General features: G+C 65.3%; 16 protein-coding genes. 10 read left to right on the top strand and 6 right to left on the bottom strand.

The window, feature by feature from the left end; translation table 11 throughout:
* Window positions 1-7: 7 nt before the first annotated feature.
* The 9 genes from G471_RS0112695 (at window position 8) to msrA (ending at window position 11,041) form a co-directional block, all read left to right on the top strand.
* On the top strand, window positions 8-808 hold the full coding sequence (locus G471_RS0112695) for an ABC transporter substrate-binding protein (RefSeq protein ID WP_043421602.1): 801 nt from the start codon (window positions 8-10) through the stop codon (window positions 806-808).
* Window positions 809-824: 16 nt separating this feature from the next.
* Window positions 825-1,937, top strand: coding sequence for a ribonucleotide-diphosphate reductase subunit beta (locus tag G471_RS0112690; RefSeq protein ID WP_028995676.1), 1,113 nt, complete (start codon window positions 825-827; stop codon window positions 1,935-1,937).
* A gap of 236 nt (window positions 1,938-2,173) precedes the next feature.
* On the top strand, window positions 2,174-4,297 hold the full coding sequence (locus tag G471_RS0112685; RefSeq protein WP_028995675.1) for a TonB-dependent siderophore receptor: 2,124 nt from the start codon (window positions 2,174-2,176) through the stop codon (window positions 4,295-4,297).
* 4 nt (window positions 4,298-4,301) lie between these two features.
* Complete coding sequence (locus tag G471_RS0112680) at window positions 4,302-5,867, top strand: ABC transporter substrate-binding protein (protein WP_051295473.1); 1,566 nt, start codon at window positions 4,302-4,304, stop codon at window positions 5,865-5,867.
* Complete coding sequence (locus G471_RS0112675; protein WP_028995673.1) at window positions 5,864-6,823, top strand: ABC transporter permease; 960 nt, start codon at window positions 5,864-5,866, stop codon at window positions 6,821-6,823. Before G471_RS0112680 ends, G471_RS0112675 begins: the two co-directional genes overlap by 4 nt.
* A gap of 11 nt (window positions 6,824-6,834) precedes the next feature.
* Window positions 6,835-7,623, top strand: coding sequence for an ABC transporter permease (locus tag G471_RS0112670; protein WP_051295472.1), 789 nt, complete (start codon window positions 6,835-6,837; stop codon window positions 7,621-7,623).
* Complete coding sequence (locus G471_RS0112665) at window positions 7,620-9,020, top strand: ABC transporter ATP-binding protein (protein ID WP_028995671.1); 1,401 nt, start codon at window positions 7,620-7,622, stop codon at window positions 9,018-9,020. Before G471_RS0112670 ends, G471_RS0112665 begins: the two co-directional genes overlap by 4 nt.
* Window positions 9,021-9,202: 182 nt before the next feature.
* Complete coding sequence (locus G471_RS0112660; protein WP_028995670.1) at window positions 9,203-9,574, top strand: hypothetical protein; 372 nt, start codon at window positions 9,203-9,205, stop codon at window positions 9,572-9,574.
* 177 nt (window positions 9,575-9,751) lie between these two features.
* Window positions 9,752-11,041, top strand: coding sequence for a peptide-methionine (S)-S-oxide reductase MsrA (gene msrA, locus G471_RS0112655; protein WP_211226427.1), 1,290 nt, complete (start codon window positions 9,752-9,754; stop codon window positions 11,039-11,041).
* A gap of 5 nt (window positions 11,042-11,046) precedes the next feature.
* Here msrA and G471_RS0112650 read toward each other — a convergent pair whose 3' ends face one another.
* From G471_RS0112650 to G471_RS0112635, 4 genes are all read right to left on the bottom strand, one after another.
* Window positions 11,047-11,247, bottom strand: a complete 201-nt coding sequence (locus G471_RS0112650; protein WP_028995668.1) for a hypothetical protein — start codon at window positions 11,245-11,247, stop codon at window positions 11,047-11,049.
* Window positions 11,248-11,295: 48 nt separating this feature from the next.
* Window positions 11,296-11,826 (bottom strand): YkgJ family cysteine cluster protein, encoded by a 531-nt coding sequence (locus G471_RS0112645; protein WP_081700254.1) that lies wholly within the window; start codon window positions 11,824-11,826, stop codon window positions 11,296-11,298.
* Window positions 11,827-11,832: 6 nt separating this feature from the next.
* Window positions 11,833-12,297: a CreA family protein gene (locus G471_RS0112640; protein WP_028995666.1), complete on the bottom strand. Its 465-nt coding sequence runs from the start codon at window positions 12,295-12,297 to the stop codon at window positions 11,833-11,835.
* Window positions 12,298-12,360: 63 nt separating this feature from the next.
* Entirely contained in the window at window positions 12,361-13,161 is an 801-nt protein-coding gene (locus tag G471_RS0112635; RefSeq protein ID WP_043421746.1) for an alpha/beta hydrolase, read from the bottom strand.
* A gap of 157 nt (window positions 13,162-13,318) precedes the next feature.
* Here G471_RS0112635 and G471_RS18850 point away from each other — a divergent pair, with 157 nt between their 5' ends.
* Window positions 13,319-14,773, top strand: coding sequence for a diguanylate cyclase domain-containing protein (locus G471_RS18850; RefSeq protein ID WP_081700253.1), 1,455 nt, complete (start codon window positions 13,319-13,321; stop codon window positions 14,771-14,773).
* Window positions 14,774-14,883: 110 nt separating this feature from the next.
* On the opposite strand, the gene G471_RS0112620 is transcribed toward G471_RS18850, so the two are convergent.
* Window positions 14,884-18,324 carry an AAA family ATPase gene (locus G471_RS0112620; RefSeq protein WP_028995664.1) on the bottom strand — a complete coding sequence of 1,147 codons (3,441 nt, stop codon included), beginning with the start codon at window positions 18,322-18,324 and terminating at the stop codon, window positions 14,884-14,886.
* Entirely contained in the window at window positions 18,321-19,541 is a 1,221-nt protein-coding gene (gene sbcD / locus G471_RS0112615; RefSeq protein WP_028995663.1) for an exonuclease subunit SbcD, read from the bottom strand. The genes G471_RS0112620 and sbcD overlap by 4 nt, the downstream gene beginning before the upstream one ends.
* Window positions 19,542-19,591 lie beyond the last annotated feature (50 nt).

Raw genomic sequence — 19,591 nt, 5'->3', positions numbered from 1 at the left:
CCTCACCATGAAACTATCCCACGCCTTCATCCTGCCGCTGCTCCTGTGCGCCGGCCTGGCCCAGGCGGCCGACTGCCCGCGCATCGTCAGCCAGTCGCCCTACATCACCCGCGCGCTTGAATGGCTGGGGCGCGGCCCCTGCGTCGTCGGCGTCAGCCGCTACGATCCGCTGCCGGTCGAGCATACCGGCGGGGTCATCGACCCTGACGCGGCCGCCATCGCCGATCTCGAACCCGATGTCCTCATCTTTTCCGAATGGACGCCGGCAGAAACGGCAGCGCTGGTCACGCCACCGGGGGCGGTATCGCTGCGCGTCGGCGGTTTCAAGGGCATGGCCGGGGTCGAACAGATGCTGCGCGAGGTCGGGCGGGCGACCGGGGTGGTCGACATCGAGCAACGGGTCGACCGTTTCGCCGCCGACTGGCGCGCCGCCGCTCAGGTCGATGCGCGCCAGCGCCGCGTGCTGATTCTCTCCGCCTGCAGCAATGCGCCGTATTCCTTCGGGCGCGGTACGACGCTGTTCGAGCTGTTCACCGCCGCCGGTTTCGAGGTCGTCGCCGACCACGACAACATCCGCAATTTCCGCCCCGGCCAGCCTGGTGGCGATGTTGGCGCCTGGATCAGCGAGCGTCGTCCGGACCTGCTGTTCGCCCTGCAGGACCGCCGCTCGGAAAGCTGCAACCCGGCCATCGCCGAGCCCGGCGTGCCCATCCTGCCGCTCAGCGGCGATGACTTCACCCACCCGGGGCCCGGATTTCTCAAGGGACTCGAAGAACTGCGCGAGAGCATGCGCGCGCTGAACCAATAAGCTCAGGGAGATTGCCATGAATGCCGCCTACCGTTTCGATGACTGGGAAAGCCACGCGCCGGCTGCCGCTGCACCCGTCGCGCCGACTTCCGCACCAGCCCCGTCGCCAGCCGCCACGCCCTCGCTGGCGCCGATCAATGCCGCTGACAAGCGCATCGTCAACGGTAAGGCCGACATCAACCAGTTGGCGCCGTTCAAGTACCCCTGGGCCTGGGAGTTCTTCCTCAAGGCCAACCGCAACCACTGGACCCCGCTGGAAATCAGCATGGCCCAGGACGTGCACGACTACCACCACAAGCTCAGCCCGGCCGAGCGCCACGTTTTCGAGAATGTGCTCGCCTACCTGACCACCTCCGACATCCTGGCCATGCGCAACATCGGCCTGGCGGTGATGGAGAAGATGAGCGCGCCCGAACTGCAGATCTACCAGGCCCGCCAGGTCTATGAAGAAGCGCTGCACACCTGGACCTACCAGCACTGCATCGAAAGCATCGGCCTCGACCAGCAGGAAATCTATAACCGCTACCGCGTCGTGCCTGAAATCCACGGCAAGATCGCACTCGCCAACCGCCGGCTGGAGCGCGTCATGCGCGCCGACTTCGATCTCACCGACCGCGCCAACCTGCACGAATTCGCGCTCTCCTACTTCTTCTTCGCGGTGATTTTCGAAGGCTGCTGGTTCTACAACGGTTTCACGCCGGTGTTCGCACTGCAGCGGCGCGGCCTGATGAAGGGCGCCGCCGAGCAACTGCAATACATCATGCGCGACGAAGTCCTGCACTGCGCCTTCGGCATCCGCGTCGTGCGCGAACTGCTCAAGGAAGAGGGTCTGGAACTCGACCCGCAGGCGCTGCGCGAACTGTGGAACGAAGCCGAAGCCGCGGAACGCGCCTACGCCGGCTACATCCTGCGCGACCCCATCCTCGGCTACAACGCCGACCTGCACGTCCAGCAATTCCGTTTCATCGCCAACCGCCGCGCCCGCCAGGTCGGCGTCGAGGAACCTTTCCCGGGTGCCGAGAACGTCCTGCCCTGGCTCGACGAACAGGCCAACCTGCGCAAGGAAAAGAACTTCTTCGAGACGCGGGTCACCGAATATCAGACGGGCGGGGCGCTGGCCTGGGATTGATCCTGTGCTGCCAGCGCGCTTTCCACCCTGGAAGCGCGCTGATCGTAATTTCTCAGTAAAGGACTCCTCTTGGCCAGGAAAACCGTGGCGATTCCGGCTGGCACAGAAGTTGTATGAATAAATAAAAATTCATCATACACCGTGTGTGTTTTCTGCTAATCTTTCATTTGTTAACGCTATGCAATCGCATTTGCGATGTTATAACATTGCGTTTTTTTTGGTATTCAGAGACATTCATGCAAGCTCAGTTTGTTTTCAAGCCCGCTGTTGCAGCACTGTTGCTGATCGGGTTTGGCCCCGGCCTCTGGGCCCAGGAAGCCGAGCGTCAGCTCTCGGAAATCAGCGTCGTTGGCCGTAGCGAAGGCCAGGCTTACTATCTCGAGGAAAGCGGCGTGGCTCGCTCGGAAACGCCGCTGCGCGAACTGCCGCAGTCGGTGCGGGTGATTCCCCGGCAGCTGATCGACGACATCGGCGCCGTCCGCCTCGAGGAAGCCTACGACTACGTTAGCGGCGTCACGCGCCAGAACAGCTTCGGCGGTCTCTGGGACAACTTCGCGATCCGCGGCTTCGCCGGCAACGAGAACACCGGGCCGAACTTCCTGCGCAATGGCTTCGCCGGCAATCGCGGCTTCAACGCCCCGCGCGACATGGCCAACGTCGAGCGCATCGAAGTGCTCAAGGGACCGTCGGCGGCGCTCTACGGCGCCAGCGAACCGGGCGGTATCCTCAACGTGGTGACCAAGAAGCCGCAGTTCAAGGCGGGCAACTCGCTGGAGGTCTATGTTGGCAGCTACGACAGCTATCGTACCTCGTTCGATACGACCGGTCCGCTTGCCGACAACCTGGCCTACCGCCTGAACGTCGCGGTCGAGGACAAGGGCAGCTTCCGCGACCATATCGACAGCGAACGCTACCTGGTCGCGCCGTCCTTCACCTGGGTGCTGTCGCCGAACACGCTGGTCAATTACGACCTTGAGCTGCTGCGTCACAAGGCGCCGCTGGATCGCGGCGTGGTTGCGGTTGGCGGCCGCACCGGCAGCATCTCGCGCGAAACCTTTCTCGGTGAGCCGGGCGACGGCGACATCACCATCGACAACAAGACCCACCAACTGACGCTGGAACACGAGTTCTCCAGCGACTGGAAGGCCAAGGCCGGGTTGGCCTACCGGACGACCAGCTTCGACGGTTACTCAACCGAAGCCAGTCCGCGTACGGCCGGCGTCGTCCGCTGGACAACCGCGGGGACGCCGATCATCGAACGCGAGCGCCGTTTCCGCGACTACGATTCCAACGATCTTTCCTTCCAGGGCGAAGTGCACGGCAAGTTCGCCACCGGTACTCTCAAGCACGAGGTCATGGCCGGTCTCGATAGCTATCGTTTCGAACTCGATCAATTGATGACTCGTGGGCGCTCGACCACCACCTACGGCATCGATATAAATAATCCGGTTTACGGGCAGACGCCGCTGGCGCTTGACACGACACCTGTAAACACCCTGGAAAAGCAGTACGGGACAGGTGTGTTCCTGCAGGATCAAATACATCTGGCAGAGGACTGGCGTTTGCTGCTTGGCCTGCGCCATGATCGCTTCCGTCAGGATCTGAAAAATCGTAGCACCAGTACCGTGGCCAAACAGGAACACAAGGCGACGACGCCGCGCGTCGGCCTGACCTGGCTGCTCAGCCCGAGCGTTTCGATCTATGCGCTGGCCAGCGAATCGTTCCGCCCGAATACCGGCGGTGACGTCAATGGCGGTGCTTTCGCTCCGGAAGAAGGGCGGGCCAAGGAAGTCGGTATCAAGTACGAATCGACCGACAAACGCTATGGCGGCACCTTGTCGTTCTTCGATATCGACAAGAAGAACGTTCTGACCAACGATCTGAACAATTCGGGCTTTTCGATCGCCGCCGGTGAGGCGCGTAGTCGCGGTATGGAGATCGATGTCTCCGGTCAGCTGACCACGAAAGTTCGGGTCACCGCCAACTACGCCTACACCGACGCCGAAATCACCAAGGACAATAACGCGGCGCTGGTCGGCGCCCGCCTGCTCAACGTGCCCAAGCACAGCGGCAGTATCCTGGCGATGTATGAGGCAGGTTTCAAAGATGGTCGTTACGGGTTTGGCGGCGGCGCCACCTATGTCGGTAAACGTTCCGGCAATGCGCTCGATACCTTCGAACTGCCGGCCTACACGACGGCACGCCTGATGACTTACTGGAAGCCGAGCCAGAACCTGCGCTTCTCGCTTGACGTCGAAAACCTGTTCGACAAGACCTATTACGCCAGCTCCTACGACGTGTACTGGGTAACGCCGGGTACGCCGCGCACGCTCACGCTCGGCATGCAGATGCGGTTCTGAGTCAATGGTTGATGTCTTTCTGCCACGCCGCCGGGCGCTGCTGCTCGGCCTCGGCGCCTTGCCGCTGGCCGCTTGTCGGCCTGGGAGCGAAACGCTGACTCAGGGCGAAATCGACGGGCAGACGCTGCGCCTGGTCGGACCCTGGGAAATCACCGGCCTCGACCCTTCGCGGGCCGGCTACCTGTTCTCGCGCACCGAGATCAGCGAGACGTTGGTCGATCTCGACGATCACGGCCACTACGTCGCCGGGTTGTCCAGCGAATGGTCGGTCTCGGCCGACCGCCGGCGCTGGCGTTTCCGCTTGCGACCGGGCGCCCGGTTCCACGACGGCAGCCCGGTCAGCGGCACGGCGGTGCGGCAGGCGCTGGAGTATGCCCGGGTCAAGCCGGGCGGCCTGGGCATGGTGCCGATCGAGCGCATTGAAGCCGGCGAGTTCACGGTCGACCTGCATTTGCGGCAGATTTTCGAACCGCTGCCGGCGGTGCTTGCCCACAGTAGCACGCAGATACTGGCACCCGATTGCTACGGCGCCAGCGGCTCGGTCCGCCGCATCATCGGCAGCGGGCCGTACAAGCTGAGCCTGCTCGAAGCGCCGCAGCGCTTCGCCGCTGAAGTCGCCGAGACCTGGGATGGCCCGGCGCCGGCGATCCGTCGCCTGCATTACCTTGCCGTCGGGCGCGGCGAAAGCCGCGCGCTGATGGCCGAAAGCGGCCAGGCCGATGTCGTGTACGGCCTTGACCCGGCCAGTTGGCAACGCCTGCGCGGCAACCCGCGGCTGCAGGTGCAGGCGGTACATCTGCCGCGCACCATCTACCTCAAGCTCAACGCCGGCCATCCGCTGTTGGCCCGCCGTGAAGTCCGCGAGGCGATCAGCCTGGCCATCGACCGCGCCGGCATCGCCCGCGCCGTGCTGCGCGACGAAAGCGCCGCCGCCAGCCAGTTGCTGCCGCCAGTGCTGCCCGACTGGCACGATCCGGCGCTGGCGCCGCTGGCGACCGACCTGGCCCGCGCCGGCCAGCTGCTCGACGGCCTCGGCTGGGCCAGGGGCGCCGACGGCATCCGCCGCGACGGGCAAGGCGAGCGTCTGGCGCTGAAATTGCAGACCTTTCCCGACCGCCCGGAACTGCCGGTGGTCGCCGCCGCTATCCAGGAACAGATGCGCCAGCTCGGCATTGCCGTCGAAGTGGCGATCGGCAACTCCAGCGATATCCCGGCTGGACATCGCAACGGCACGCTGCAGATGGCGCTGGGTGCCCGCAACTACGCCAACATTCCCGATCCGTCGCTCACCCTGAGCCAGGACTTTGCCGGCCAGGACAGCGATTGGGGGGCCATGGGCTGGTCCGATCCGGACCTTGCTACGGGCCTGCTGTCATTGCAGGGTGCAGCCGGGGAGCGCGCACGCGTGGCCGTCCGCCGCCAGGTGACGGCCACCCTGCAGGCCGAACTGCCCGTCATCCCGGTCGCCTGGAACCGCTTGGTTGCGGCCGTCCAGCCCCGACTGGCCGGCTTCAGTCTGGACCCCTTCGAACGTTCCTACCGGATCAGCCGGATGCGCTGGCAATCATGAATGCACAAACCCTGATTTCCTTGGGCCGCAGCCTGCTGCCGGTGCTGCTCCGGCGCGGTGGCCAGGCGCTGGCGGTCGGCGTGCTGGTCGGCATGCTCAGCTTCCTGATGATGCGCTGGTTGCCCGGCGATTTCGCCTACCGCATCGCGGCTGGCCGCTATGGCTACGACCTGGTCAGTGCCGAAGCCGCCGAGGCGGTGCGCCGCGAACTGGCACTCGATGCGCCGTGGTACGTGGCACTGGCCGGCTGGTGGCAGCAACTGCTGGCCTTCGACCTTGGCAACTCGCTGGTCATCGGTACGCCGGTGGTCGACGAAATCCGCCACCAGCTCGGCCATACACTGATGCTGGCCGGCGCCGCGCTCGGCTTGTCGCTGCTGATCGGCTTGCCGCTCGGCGTCGCCGCCGGCCTGCGCCCGGGCGGCTGGGCCGACCGTCTTGGTCTCTTGGTGTCGGTCGGGCTGCGTGCCTTTCCGCCTTTCCTGCTCGGGCTGCTGATGGTCATCGTCTTCGCCGGCGCCGACCTGCCGGCGGCCGGACACGGCGAAGCCGCCAACCTGTTCCTGCCGGCGCTGACACTGGCGCTCGGCCTCGCCGCCGGCTCGTCGCGCATCGTCCGCGAGGCGATCCGCAACGTGCTCGCCAGCGAGCATTACGCCTTCGCGCAGACCAAGGGCCTGCCACTGTCGCTGGCGGTATGGCGCCACGCACTGCGCAACATGGCGCTGCCGGTGGTTGCCTATCTCGGCGTCCAGCTGGCCTTCGTCATCGAGGGTGTGGTCATCCTGGAAACCCTGTTCGCCTGGCCCGGCATCGGCCACGCCATGGTGCACGCGGTGTTCTGGCGCGACGTGCCGATGATCCAGGGCACCTGCCTGATGCTGGCGCTGTGCTTCGTCATGTTGAACGCGCTGGTCGACCTGCTTTGCCTGGCGCTCGATCCGCGCCATCGCTGAATGAACCGCCCATGAAGCTGACTACCCTGCATCGCATCGGCTGGCTGTTGCTCGCCGCCATCGCTGTCTTCGCCGCCTTTGGCCCGGCGCTCACCGGTACCGACCCCTTTGCCCAGGACCTGCGCGCCTTCCTGCAGGCGCCCGCTCTGGCGCATCCACTCGGCACCGACCACCTCGGCCGCAGCATGCTCGCCCGGCTCGCCGATGCCGCCCAGCTTTCGCTCGGACTGGCCGCGCTGAGCGTGCTGTCGGCGGCGATTCCGGGCACCGTGCTCGGCATCCTCGCGGCCTGGTATGGCGGCGCGCTGGAAAAAGTGCTGCTGTTCATCTCCGATTCGGTGCTGGCGCTGCCCGGCCTGCTGCTGGTGCTGCTGCTGGCGACACTGGCGCCGGGCGAGTTCTGGCCGCTTTACCTGGGCCTGTCGCTGGCCTTCTGGGTCGAGTATTTCCGCGTCGTCCGCGCCAGTGCCCGGACGCTGTTCGCCTCGCCCGGCGTCGAGGCCTCGTTGCTGCTCGGTTTCGGTCTCGGCTACATCGTCCGCCGTCATGTCTGGCCGGAGCTGGCGCCGGTGGTGCGGACGCTGGCCAGCTTCGGCCTGGCCGCCGCGGTGCTGGCGATGGCTGCGCTCGGTTTCGTCGGTGTCGGCGTCAAGCCGCCGCGCCCGGAGCTCGGCGTGATGATGACCGAGCTGCTGCCGTATTACCAGGAAGCCCCCTGGCTGATCGCCGCGCCGGTCGGCCTGCTAGCGACGACCTTGCTGGCGCTGATCCTGATCCAGCATGAGGAGAAGAACGCATGAAGCGCATCCTGGCGGTTGACGGGCTGAGCGTTCGTGCCGGCGACAACGCGCTGCTGCGCGACGTGAGTTTCGCGCTGGCACCGGGCGAGGCGCTGACCCTGGTCGGTCAGAGCGGCGCCGGCAAATCGCTGCTGGCGCAGGCGATCATGGGCAATCTGCCGGATGCCCTGCAGGCGGCCGGCACGGTCGAGGTCGCCGGCGTCGCCTCGGCCGCCGCCGACCACCACACGCGCCGGCCGCTGTGGGGCCGCCAGCTCGGCCTGCTGCCGCAGGAGCCCTGGCTGGCGCTTGACCCGACCATGCGCATCCTGGCCCAGGTCGAGGAAACCTATCGCCATGTCCGCCGCGACGGCAACGCCGCCAACGCCCGCCAGCGAGCGCGCGAGGCGCTGGCCGGCCTCGGCCTGCAGGACAAGGCCGGGCATTATCCGCACCAGATTTCCGGCGGTATGGCCCAGCGCGTCGCCTTCGCCGCGGTCTATGCCGGCGGCGCGCCGATCCTGATCGCCGACGAGCCGACCAAGGGCCTCGACAGGCGCATGCGCGACGAGGTCGTCACCTTGCTGCGCGAGGCCTTGCTCGAAGGTTGTGCGCTGCTCACGGTGACCCACGACCTGGAAGTCGCCGAAGCCCTCGGCGGCCGCCTGGCGGTGATCGAGCAGGGGCGGATCGTCGAATCCGGCGCCACAGCGACGGTGATGCAGGTGCCGCAGCATCCCTACACCCAGGCGCTGCTCGCTGCCCAGCCCCGCAACTGGCCGGCAGAGCCGGCGCCGGCCAGTGGCCAGCCGCTGCTGACAGCGCAGGGCCTGGCCAAGGCCTTCGGCGCCCAGCGCCTGTTCGCCGGTATCGACCTCTGTGTCCATGCCGGCGAGCGGCTGGCGCTGACCGGCCCGAGCGGCTGCGGCAAGACGACGCTGGGCAACATCCTGCTCGGCGTGCTCAAGCCCGACGCTGGCCGTGTCGTCAGCCATGCGGCGCGCCCGTTCGCCTTCCAGAAGTTGTACCAGGACCCGGTCGCTGCCTTCCCGGCGCGGCAGACGCTGCGGCAAACCTTCGCCGACCTGTGCCGCCTGCACCGCCTCGATCCCGGCGCGGCGGAACCGCTGCTGGCCGAGCTCGGCCTCGACGCCGCCTTGCTCGACCGCCTGCCGAGCGAAGTTTCCGGCGGCGAACTGCAGCGCATCGCGATCGCCCGCATCCTGCTGCTACAGCCGCAATTGGTCTTTGCCGACGAACCGACCTCGCGCCTCGACGCGATCACCCAGAAGCAGACCATGGCCGTACTGCTGCGCGCCCTTGAGCGCAGCGGCGCGGCGCTGGTCCTGGTTACCCACGACGATGCTTTGGCCGAACGGGTTGCCGGACGGCGCCTGGCGATCGACATAGCGAACTGAGCTCGTCGCAAATCCGACAAAACCGCCGGCCAGGCGCGACACCACGCGCCCGGCCCACGCACCGGCGGCGTTTGCCACGCTGGCACCGCTCTTGCATTGGCCCGGGCGTTACCAACCATCGTCCCGTCTGCCATGTCTTTGCCTGAAACTGCCAGCTTTCGCTTGCTCTACGCTGTCGCCGTATGAACGCGGCCCATGTCGATGACTGGCTGCGCGGCCATGCCCTGACGGCCAGCGATATCGATTGCGCGACCACGGTGATGCTCAAGATCCTCGACGGCAAGTGCAAGATGGGCGCCGTGGATAAAGTCGTCATGGCGCTGCTCTACGACGCCGTCAAACATCGTCCGGGCGAGCGCTTCGGCGATGAATACCATCGTTTGATCGCCGCCGCCCGGGCTGCCAGCAGCGAGGAAATGCGCAATCTCATCTACGAAAAGCGCGTGCTCGCCGAAACCATGCTTTCGCGCCCGGTCATGAAAACCTTCAAGGCAATGCTGCGCGAGCAGGGCCTGTTCGCGGGATTGAGCGAGGATGATGAATCGCCGGCCTGAAAGTGTCGGTGGCGGCCTGTAAGAAACTGACGCACTTGCCGACTAACGGGGAACCACCGCGCATCGCGCCAGTCAACCTCCGGGTAGCGCTTGCGGCGAGCGGCGGGGTTTCAACCGCGATCCCGCGCCGGCGAAAGGCAAGCAATGTCCCCCCTCAAGAGATTACAAGGATTGATCTTGGCGATATCCAGCAGTGTATTGATCAGCGCCTGCGGCGACGGTGAAGCGGCCGCCAAGGCAAGCCGGCCGGCCATGCCCGCCGTCACCGACAGCATCGTCCTCGGCATGGGCTGTTTCTGGGGCGCCGAAAAACGCATGGCCGCCATTCCCGGCGTGCTCGATGTTGAAAGCGGTTACGCCAACGGCGACATCGCGGGCACCTACGATGCGGTGTTGGCGCACGAACGCATGCGTCAGTGGGGCAAATCCAGCCTGCGCAATCATGCCGAAGTGGTCAAGGTGATTTTCGACCCGGCCAAGGTTGATCTGGAAACGGTGCTGATCCAGTTCTGGGAAAGCCACAATCCGACGCAGGGTGATCGCCAGGGCAACGATGTCGGCAGCAACTACCGCAGCGCCGTCTATACGCACGACGCCAGCCAGCAAGCCGTCGCCCTGAAAACCCGTGACGCCTACCAGACGGCGCTGACGGCGGCAGGGCTCGGCCGCATCACCACCGAGATCGCGCCGCTGGAAAAATACTTCACCGCCGAGGAATACCATCAGGACTATCTGGTCAAGAATCCGGACGGTTATTGCGGCCTGGGTGGTACCGGGGTCAAGTATCCGGGCGCCTCCGCAGCAGCGCCGTCAGCCGGCATACCGCCGCTCGACCACGCCACACTCGACCTGCAGCGCCAGTTGATTGTCTTTGAAAGCGCCGACTGCATCTATTGCCAGAAATTCAAGGCCGACGTCCTCGACCACTGGCAATCGCCGGTGGCCATCGCCCGCAGCCTGAGTCCGCAGGCGCCGGCCGGCTGGACGCTGGCCAAGGCCTTGTTCGCCACGCCGACCATCGTGCTCTTCGAGCAGGGCAGGGAGGTTTCGCGTTACACCGGCTACAACGGCGATACTGGCCGTTTCTGGCAATGGTTGGGCTTCCACCTGCTGACGCCGGCACAACAGAAGATCGCCTTCGAGCAGGGCACCGAGTATCCCGGCACCGGTTCGCATCTCGACGAAAAGCGCCCCGGCACCTTCGTCGATCCCCTTTCTGGTGCGCCCTTGTTCCGTAGTGATGCAAAGTACGAGAGCGGCAGCGGCTGGCCCAGTTTCTTCAATCCGCTGCCGGGTGCGATCACGCTGCACGAGGATGACAGCCACGGCATGCGCCGGGTCGAAGTCCGCAGCGCCAGTTCTGGCATCCATCTTGGCCACGTCTTTGACGACGGCCCGCCGCCCACTGGCAAGCGCTATTGCATCAACGGCAATGTGCTGAAGTTCGTGCCGGACAAGGCCAGCTAAGGCATTCACGGTTGTTCGGTCTGGTAGGCAAGGCCACCGGTCAGGCAGGCATATGGTGCCGGCAGATCGCCCGGCAGACGCCAGCCGAACAACAATTCCTCGGCGTCATCGACGCTGGCGCCGGTGCACAGTATCTGCTCTGAGAGATGGGCGAACGCGGCCAAACGTAGCCAGAACAGCGTTTCCTCGGTCAGCCTGGGACTCATGATCTTCTCCCGTGATGCAACAAGGAGAATCAAGCAGTTTCCATTCCATTACGCGGGAGGTTTTGCCTTTTTCAGCGAGAGCGTGATCAGAAAAGGGAAGTCGGGGTCGGCCTTGCTGACGATACGGTAGTTCTCACCGACAGCCTGGGCGATCCAGCTGCTCAGGGCGGTACGATCGACCGCCTCGCAGCGCAGGTCGGCGACAATGGTGCCGCCGTCTTCATATACCGGGAAATCCGAGCAGCCCGCCGGCTTGATCGGCTGTCCATAGACGCTACAGGATGCCGTCGCCTCATCGAATACCGGGCAGGGCTTGCCGTGCGCGTAATACAAGCCGTTGCCGGCGCGGATTTCCTGCGGCCCCTGGCCCGCCTTCAGTTGCCGGTCGAAGGCGGCACGCGCCTCATCAATCCGCCAGAAAGTCCTGACCTGTTTCCAGTTCAGTTCCAGCACCAAGGGGTCGAGGCGACAGCAGGAATTCGAGCATTGCGGGCAATGCGGGATCACTGCGCTGGCCTGGTAGGCAGCGGCAGCGCTGGCGAGTTCATTGTCGAGGCGACGGTGGTTAGAGGAACTCATCTTGGATCAGGGCCCCTTGGTTGTCGACCACGGTTGCACCGGTACGCTCGAGATCGCGTTACTCGGCGCCCCAGCGATGATCTTGCGACTGATGCCGAGATAGATCAACACCTTGCGTTTGGCGTCGAAGAGGCGATGAATCTGCGTTTCCTTGAACAACAGTGAAGTGTTTTCGCTGAATACTACCTCGCGTTCCGGCAGATTCTCCGGTACGACGATCGGCGCGATCTGGCGGCAAGCGATGGAAAACTGCGAAGGGTCTTCCGCCAGACCGAGACTGCCCTTTATGCCACCGGTGCGCGCCTGGCTGATATGGCAGGTGACACCGGGAATCTTCGGGTCGTCATAAGCATAGACGCAGACGCGGTGATTGGCGCCGATCAATTTCCACTCGGTGGTTGTGCAGCCAATCTCCTCCGCCAACGCAGGCAGGGCGATGGTGGTGAGAAGCAGGACGGGCAGGGAGCGCATGAAGAATTCCGGTTTGACGGCAAACTTGGCAGTGTAGCGCGACTCAGTCCCTGGAAGCTGGTTTCAGGCAAGGCTTTCCAACCATTCCAGCAGCTTGCCAGCAGTGTCCGGCCATTGCGGGTCGAGCATCAGCATGTGGCCAGCCCCATCAATGATCTGCGTTCTGGCGTTCCACACTGCGGCAGTGAAGAAGAGCATCGAGGCCGGAAACACCTGGTCAGCCGAGCCACCCATGACCAATGCCGGAATGCGTGCCCGGCTACGGGCAACGCGAAAGGGCGCAGTGAGCATTTCGGCCACGGCCTTTTCAGATTCCGGCTGGATTAGCGGAAGATACTGGACGGTCTCCTCCGGCGCCAAGCTTGGCGAAAAATAGACGCTGGCCATCGTTCTCATTGTTTTTTCGTTGGCCGCGCCGTTGACCGCATTAGGCAATTCGGCGAAGAAATCCGGCATGGTCAGGGCAAAGCGACTGGCCGTGCCGCCTGTTCCGGTTGGCGGCACCGGTGCCAGGAAGGCGACGGCGTGAGCCGTGCCATGTTCGAGAAAGCGCTGGCTGACCAGGCACCCCATGGAATGTGCGATCAACACCGGTTCCACCGGCAGGCTGGCGACGGCGGTAGCCAGATCTGTGACGTAATCTTCGATGCCGAAATCGTCGAGATTGAGCCGATCACCCGGGTGGCTGCCGTGGCCGGAAAAATCAAGCGCGTAGCAGTTGTAGCCCAGATCCTGGAAATAAGGGATCAAGCGGACGCTCCACAGCGCAGCGTGGCTGTAACCACCATGCACAAAAAGCAATGGCGGCTGAGTACTCGCTTGATGGGCAGGGTAATGGTGAATGACCGGTGTTTTCGTGGGCATCTTGATCTTCATTGGTGAGAAATTGTTAAGCGCTCAGGGTAATTTGAATCTTCGGTTTCTTCATGAGCCTTTGGTTGACGCATGCAGGATGATCCAGAGAGGCTATATGGTATATATGTCAGATGTTGTTAACTCTGTTGGCAAATGAGTATTTTCCATGGCCTCAATCATGCCTAGTTCGGACCGTCAGCTCAAAATTCGCGCCTTATTCGACGAGTACATCGAGCTCTACGCCGCACGCGATGATCGACTGACCACCTTCTTCAGCGAAGACTTCTGTGGTTATACGGGCGGTGGCAGTGTCCTGGTTACGGATCGCGACGAGTGGGTGAGAATCACCCGCCAGGATTTTGCCGAGGTGCCGGAGCGCATCCGGATCGAAATGCGCGATATCTCTATGCAGGATCTGAGTGAGCATGTCGTCTCCGTCACTGCTTTTTTCAACATTCACCTGCCGGTTCCTGACCATGTCCTGGCGCGCGAGGTTGCGCGACTGACCCTGATCTTCCGTCTTGAAGGCGAGTCCTGGAAAATCGTCCACAGCGGCATTTCGATTCCCTATCACCTGGTGCTCGATGGCGAAGTCTATCCACTCAAGAATCTGCAGGAGCGCAACCGGGAACTCGAAGCCCTGGTCGAGGAACGCACCCGGACGCTGAATGAAAGGGAGTCGTTCTACCGGTTGCTTACGGAAGACGCGATGGATGTCATCTGGCGGGCTGACAACGAACTTCGCATCACCTACATCAGCCCGTCGGACGAACGCCTTCGTGGCTACAAGGCTGACGAGGTGGTCGGTCATCATGTGCTTGAGTTGTTCGATGAAGAAGGCGCGGCCATTGTCATGGAAGCATGGCATAAGCGGCAGGAAGCGGAGCGCGCAGGCAACAGGCTGGGTTTCGTCAGCTTCGAAGCCCCGCACCGCTGCAAGAATGGCAGCGTGATCTGGGGGGAAGTGTTCTCGAAGGCCATGCGCGATGAAAGCGGGAAAATCACTGGATATCACGGCATCACCCGCGAAATCACCACGCGCAAGCAGATGCAGGACCAGGTCAGGCAGCTGGCGTTCTATGACACGCTGACCCAGCTTCCCAACCGGCGCTTGCTCAGCGACCGCCTGAGCCAGGTACTGGCTGCCAGCAAGCGCTTTGGTCGTCATGGCGCCCTGATGTTTGTTGACCTCGATAACTTCAAACCACTGAACGACAAATACGGCCACTTCGTCGGCGACCTGCTGCTGGTTGAAGCTGCCAATCGATTGAAGGCTTGCGTGCGTGAGATGGATACTGTGGCGCGCTTTGGTGGGGATGAGTTTGTCGTGATGCTGGGTGAGCTTGATGCCGATCGCACGAAGTCCATTGCCCAAGCCAAGGCCGTTGCCGAAAAGATCCGCCTCAGGCTGTCAGCAACCTATCATTTGAATATTGTGCACGAGCGGATGGCAGAAAGCTCCGTTGAACACCATTGTTCGGCGAGCATTGGCGTGTTCGTGTTTCTCGACCATGAGGACAGTCCCGATGACATCCTGAAATGGGCCGACAAAGCCATGTATCAGGCAAAAGCCGCAGGGCGGAACACAATCCGCTTTCATGAGGCGGACGATGCGGCGTGATGCCCATCCCAATGCGCGACACATTAGCCTCCTGGGTGAGCTGCCGGGAAACCGGCCGCCACCTGACAGGCCATCGAGTGTGTCCGTGAAGCTTACTGCACCGGGCAGGATCAACCGGCCAGGCAGAGCCGCGAATAGCCGACTCCACCGCCCTTCTCGACGCGGATCTGCGCCGGAATCCGCTCCTTCATTCCGTCGACGTGGCTGATGACGCCGATCATCTTGCCGCTGGCGTTGAGCGTGTCGAGGGCATTGAGGGCGATTTCCAGGATGTCGGCGTCGAGCGTGCCGAAGCCTTCGTCGAGGAAGAGCGAGTCGATGCTGGTCTTGTGGCTGACCAGGTCGGAGAGGGCGAGCGCCAGCGCCAGGCTGACCAGGAAGCTTTCGCCGCCGGAGAGGGTGCGGGTGTCGCGGGCGACTTCGCCTTGCCAGCTGTCGACGATGTCGAGTTCGAGTTCGCCGCTGGTTTTGCGGCGCAGCAGGTAGCGGCCGTGCAGGCGGGCCAGGTGGCCGTTGGCGAGGTGCAGCAGGTGGTCGAGGGTGAGGCCCTGGGCGAACTTGCGGAACTTGTCGCCTTTGGCCGAGCCGATCAGGCCGTCGAGGCGCTGCCAGAGATCGGCGTCGGCGGTCTGCGCGGCGATTTCCTGGAATAGCGCCTGCTGGCTCTGCCGCGCCTCCTGGTCGCGGGCGAGCAGGGCGCGCCGGGCGCCGAGCTGTTCGCTGAGTTCGCGGCGCTGTTGGTCGAGTCGGGCGAGGGCGGTGTCGAGGTCGGCGAGCGGAGGTACAGGTGCCTCGCCTGCTTCACGCTGCAGGCGGGCGAGCTTTTCGCGGGCGGCCTGGAGCAGCGCGTCGGCCTGCTGCTTGGCGGCTTGCCGGGTTTCCCGGGCTTGCTGCAGGCGCTGGCGTTCTTCCGCCGGCAGCAGTGCGGCGGTGTAGGCATCGAGGTCGCTGAACGGACTGGCGGCGAGCGCCGTTTGCCAGGCGCTTGCCGCATTGGCAAGGGTTTGCTGCTGCCGGGCGAGATTGGCGTCAAGTTGCGCCTGACGGCCTTGCAATGCGGCGAGTTGCTGGCCGAGTTCGGCCAGGCGCTCGGCGCAGCGGGCGAGGGCGGCGGCGGGGTCGGCTTCGGCGCTGGCCGGTGCCGGCGGGGGGGCGTCGGCGGCTGCGGCCCGTCGTTGTGCAGCCTGTTCGGCCCAGTGGGCGGCCTGGGTCTGCGCGGCGTCGGCGCGTTCCTGTTGCTGGACGAGCTGGGTGGCGAGTTCCTGGCGGCGGCGCTGGGTCTGCTGCCAGTGCTGCCATTCGGTGTCGCGCTCGGCCACCCAGGCGGTGGGGTCGGCGGGGATATCGGCCAGGGTTTCCTTGAGCCGGGCGTCGAGTTCGGCCTGTTCGGCGGCGATGCCCTGGCTGGCTTTGGCGATTTCCGCCTGGCGCAGCGCGGCGGTTTGCCCGGCCTGGATCAGCAGTTGCAGTTGGTTGCCGGCGGCGAGCAGGGCCTGGGCGGCGTCGGCGGCGGTTTTGGTGGCGGCGTTGACCGCCTGTTCGCCGCGTTCGGCGGCTTGCAGGCGGGCGGCGAGCGCGTTCAGCGACTGCTCGGCCTGGCTGCGGGCGGCGGCGAGAGTTGGTTCGTCCTGCCAGGCGTCGATCGGCAGCGTGCCGGCCGGCAGCCCGGCGAGCTGGGTCTGCCAGTCGTCGGCGAGGCGGGCGAGGTCGCGGGCGGTCTTCGCCTGTTGTTCCTGCAGCGCGGCGTGCGCCGTTTTCGCCTTGGTCTGCTCGTCGCGCAGTTGCTGGCCTTTGTCGACCAGCTCGGCGAGCGACGTCTGTGCCGCCTGCAGTGCAGCCTCGGTGACCGAGACGTCGAGCGCGGCGTAGTCGGCGATCGCCGGGTGCTCGAGCGCGCCGCACAGCGGGCAGGGCTGGCCCGGCTGCAACTGGCGGCGGTGGTCGGCGAGGCTGCGGATCAGCCGTTCCTGTTCGAGCAGCTTCTGCTTGTCGGCGACCTGGGCGCTCAGCACCTTGTGCTGGTCGCGCAGCGCGACCAGCCTGCTTTCCCGGGCGGCGATCTGCGGTTCGCCCTGCTGCAGTTGCTGCGCCTGCGCGCCCATCAGGGCGGCGAGTTCGCGGCGCTGGCGGGCGAGCGCGTCGAGTTGCTGCCAGCGGTTGCCGGCAGCCTGCTCGCGTTGCCAGTGGGCGCGCAGGTCGGCCAGTGTCTGGCCAGCGAGGCGCTGGTTCTGTTCGGCGCGGCTGGTCTCGAGCGCAGCGTCGGCGGCGGTTTTTGCCTTCTGCGCGGCGTCGACCGTCAACTGCTGGGCGGCGCGTTGCCGTTCGTTGGCGGCCTGCTCGGCGGCGAGTTTCTGCTGCGCCTGCTGCTGGGCAGTGAGTTCGCGGGCGAGTTTGTCGCGTTGCCGGAATTGTTGATCCCAGACGCCAAGGCGTTCGCCAAGCTGGGCGCGCTGCGCGTGGGCGGTGCAGAAGTCGTCGATCTCCCTGGCGTCGCGCCGGCTTTGTTGCAGGGTCTGTTGCGCCTGGGCGGCGACGGCGGCGGCGTGGCTGGCGGCGGTGTCGTGGCCGGCCAGTTGGGCGGCCTGCAGGCGGCTGCGTTCGCCGTGCAGCGCCTGCCGTTCGGCGGCGGTCTGGCGGGCGGCGGCGTCGGCCTGCTGCCATTGCTGGTGCAGCGGCTGCAGCGCCGCGGCCGGTTCGCTGTCGGCCAGGCGCTTGAGTTCGGGCGCGGCGGCGGCCAGCGCGGCGTCGGCGGCCTGCTGGCGGGTGAGCGCGGCGGTGACTTCCTGTTCGGCCTGGGCGAGATCAAGGCGCCACTGGCGCTGTGCTTGCGTTTGCGTGTGCTGGCGCTGGAGGTCGGCGAGCTGTGTTTCCAGCACGGCGCTTTCCTGCAGCATCGCGGCGCGCTGTTCGTCGCTCATCAGCTCCATGCCGTCGGCGCGGGCCTTGAGCTGGGCCAGTTTGTCCCTGGCTTCGCGCGCCTGCTCGAAGACCTTGCGCGAGATTTCGCCGTAGATTTCGCTGCCGGTCAGTTCTTCGAGCAGTTCGGCGCGCTCGTTGGCGCTGGCATTCAAAAAGGCCGCGAAGCCGCCCTGGGCGAGCAGCATCGACTTGGTGAAGCGCGGGAAGTCGAGGCCGGTGATCTCGGCGACGCGTTTCAGCTTGTCGTTGGTCTGGGTGCTGAGGATGGTACCGTCGCCGGCCGCCAACTCGACTTTCGGCGCCTGCAGCGCGCCGTCGGCCTTGTCGCGGGCGCGGCGCTGGCTCCAGAAGGCGCGGTACACGGCGCCCTTGACCTCGAATTCGACCTCGGCCAGGCAGTCGGCGGTGTGCCGCGTCATGATGTCGTTGTCGGCGGCCGAGATCGTCTTCAGGCGCGGCGTCTGGTGGTAGAGGGCGAGGCAGATGGCGTCGAGCAGCGTCGATTTGCCGGCGCCGGTCGGCCCGGTGATCGCGAACAGCGCGTTGTCGGTGAACGGCGGCCGGGTGAAATCGATGGTCCATTCGCCTTTCAGCGAATTGAGGTTCTTCAGGCGCAGGCTGAGGATCTTCATGCTTCCTCCCCATGCAGGCCGGCGACGACGCTGCGGTAGCGCTCGCTCAGCGCCTGCTGCAGTTCGGCGTCGAGTCCTTCCTGCTGGAGGCGGCGGGCGAAGACTTCGTGCGGGTCGAGTTCGTCCAGCGTCTCGCTGGCGGTGGCTGCCAGCCGGGCGGCGGCGTTGCCGCGCTGGCGGCGGATGCGCAGGACTTCGACCGGCCAGCCGTCGGTCATCTTTTCAATGCGCGCCGGCAGGTCGGCGAGGTAGTCGTCCTCGGCGACGGTGACTTCCAGCCAGGTCGGCCGGTCCGGCGTGCCTAGCGCGGAGGCGGCGCCGATCTGTGCCGGCAGGTCGGCGAGCTTGCCGGCGATCGCTACCAGCCCCTGGAAGCGCGGTACCGGCAGCGGCGTCACCGCCTGCAGGCCGTCGGCGTTGAGGTCGACGAGCAGCATTTCCTTTTGCTGTTTCGCCTCGTCGAAGCCGAGTGGAATCGGCGAGCCGCAGTAGCGGATGTGTTCCAGCCCGCCGACTTTCTGCGGCCGGTGGATGTGGCCGAGCGCGATGTAGTCGGCGGGCGGGAAGGCGGCGGTGGGGAAGGCTTCGAGCGCGCCGACGTAGATCTCGCGCACCGATTCGCTGGCGCTGGCGCCGACCGTGGTCAGGTGGCCGGTGGCGACGACGGGCAGAGTGACGCCGAGCTCGGCCATTCTGGCCCGGGCGGTGGCGTCGACCGCGCCATAGTGCTGCTGGATCGCCTGCTGCAGCGACAACTGCTTGTCTTCGGCGCTCTGCCCGGCCTGGCTCTGCAGCACGTCGCGCGGGCGGACGAAGGGCACGGCGGCGACGATGCAGCCGGGCGCGCCGTCGCGCTGCGCCAGGACGACCACCTGCGTCGCCGGATCGGCGTGCGTCGCGGCGATCACCGTCGTCCCCAGGCGCGCCAGCAGTTCGCGGCTTTCGCTCAGTGTGGCCGGCGAATCGTGGTTGCCGCCGAGCAGCAGCAGCGCGACGCCTGCTTCGTGCAGGCGCACGACCAGTTGGCTGTACAACTCGCGGGCGTAGCTGGGCGGCGTGCCGGTGTCGAAGATGTCGCCGGCGATCAGCACCGCGTCGATGCTATGTTCCGCCACCTGTTCGAGCAACCAGCCGATCAGCGCCTGGTGCTCGGCCTGCCGGCTTTTGCCCATGAAATGCTGGCCGAGGTGCCAGTCGGAGGTGTGGAGGAGGCGCATGCGGGCGGCTTGGCGATGACAAAGGCCGGATTTTACGGCCTTTGTCCGGC

This window comes from Azonexus hydrophilus DSM 23864, from assembly GCF_000429605.1.
In the GTDB taxonomy this organism is placed as follows: domain Bacteria; phylum Pseudomonadota; class Gammaproteobacteria; order Burkholderiales; family Rhodocyclaceae; genus Azonexus; species Azonexus hydrophilus.
Note: the sequence above shows the minus strand (reverse complement) of the source record. Positions and strands in the feature narration are given on the sequence as shown.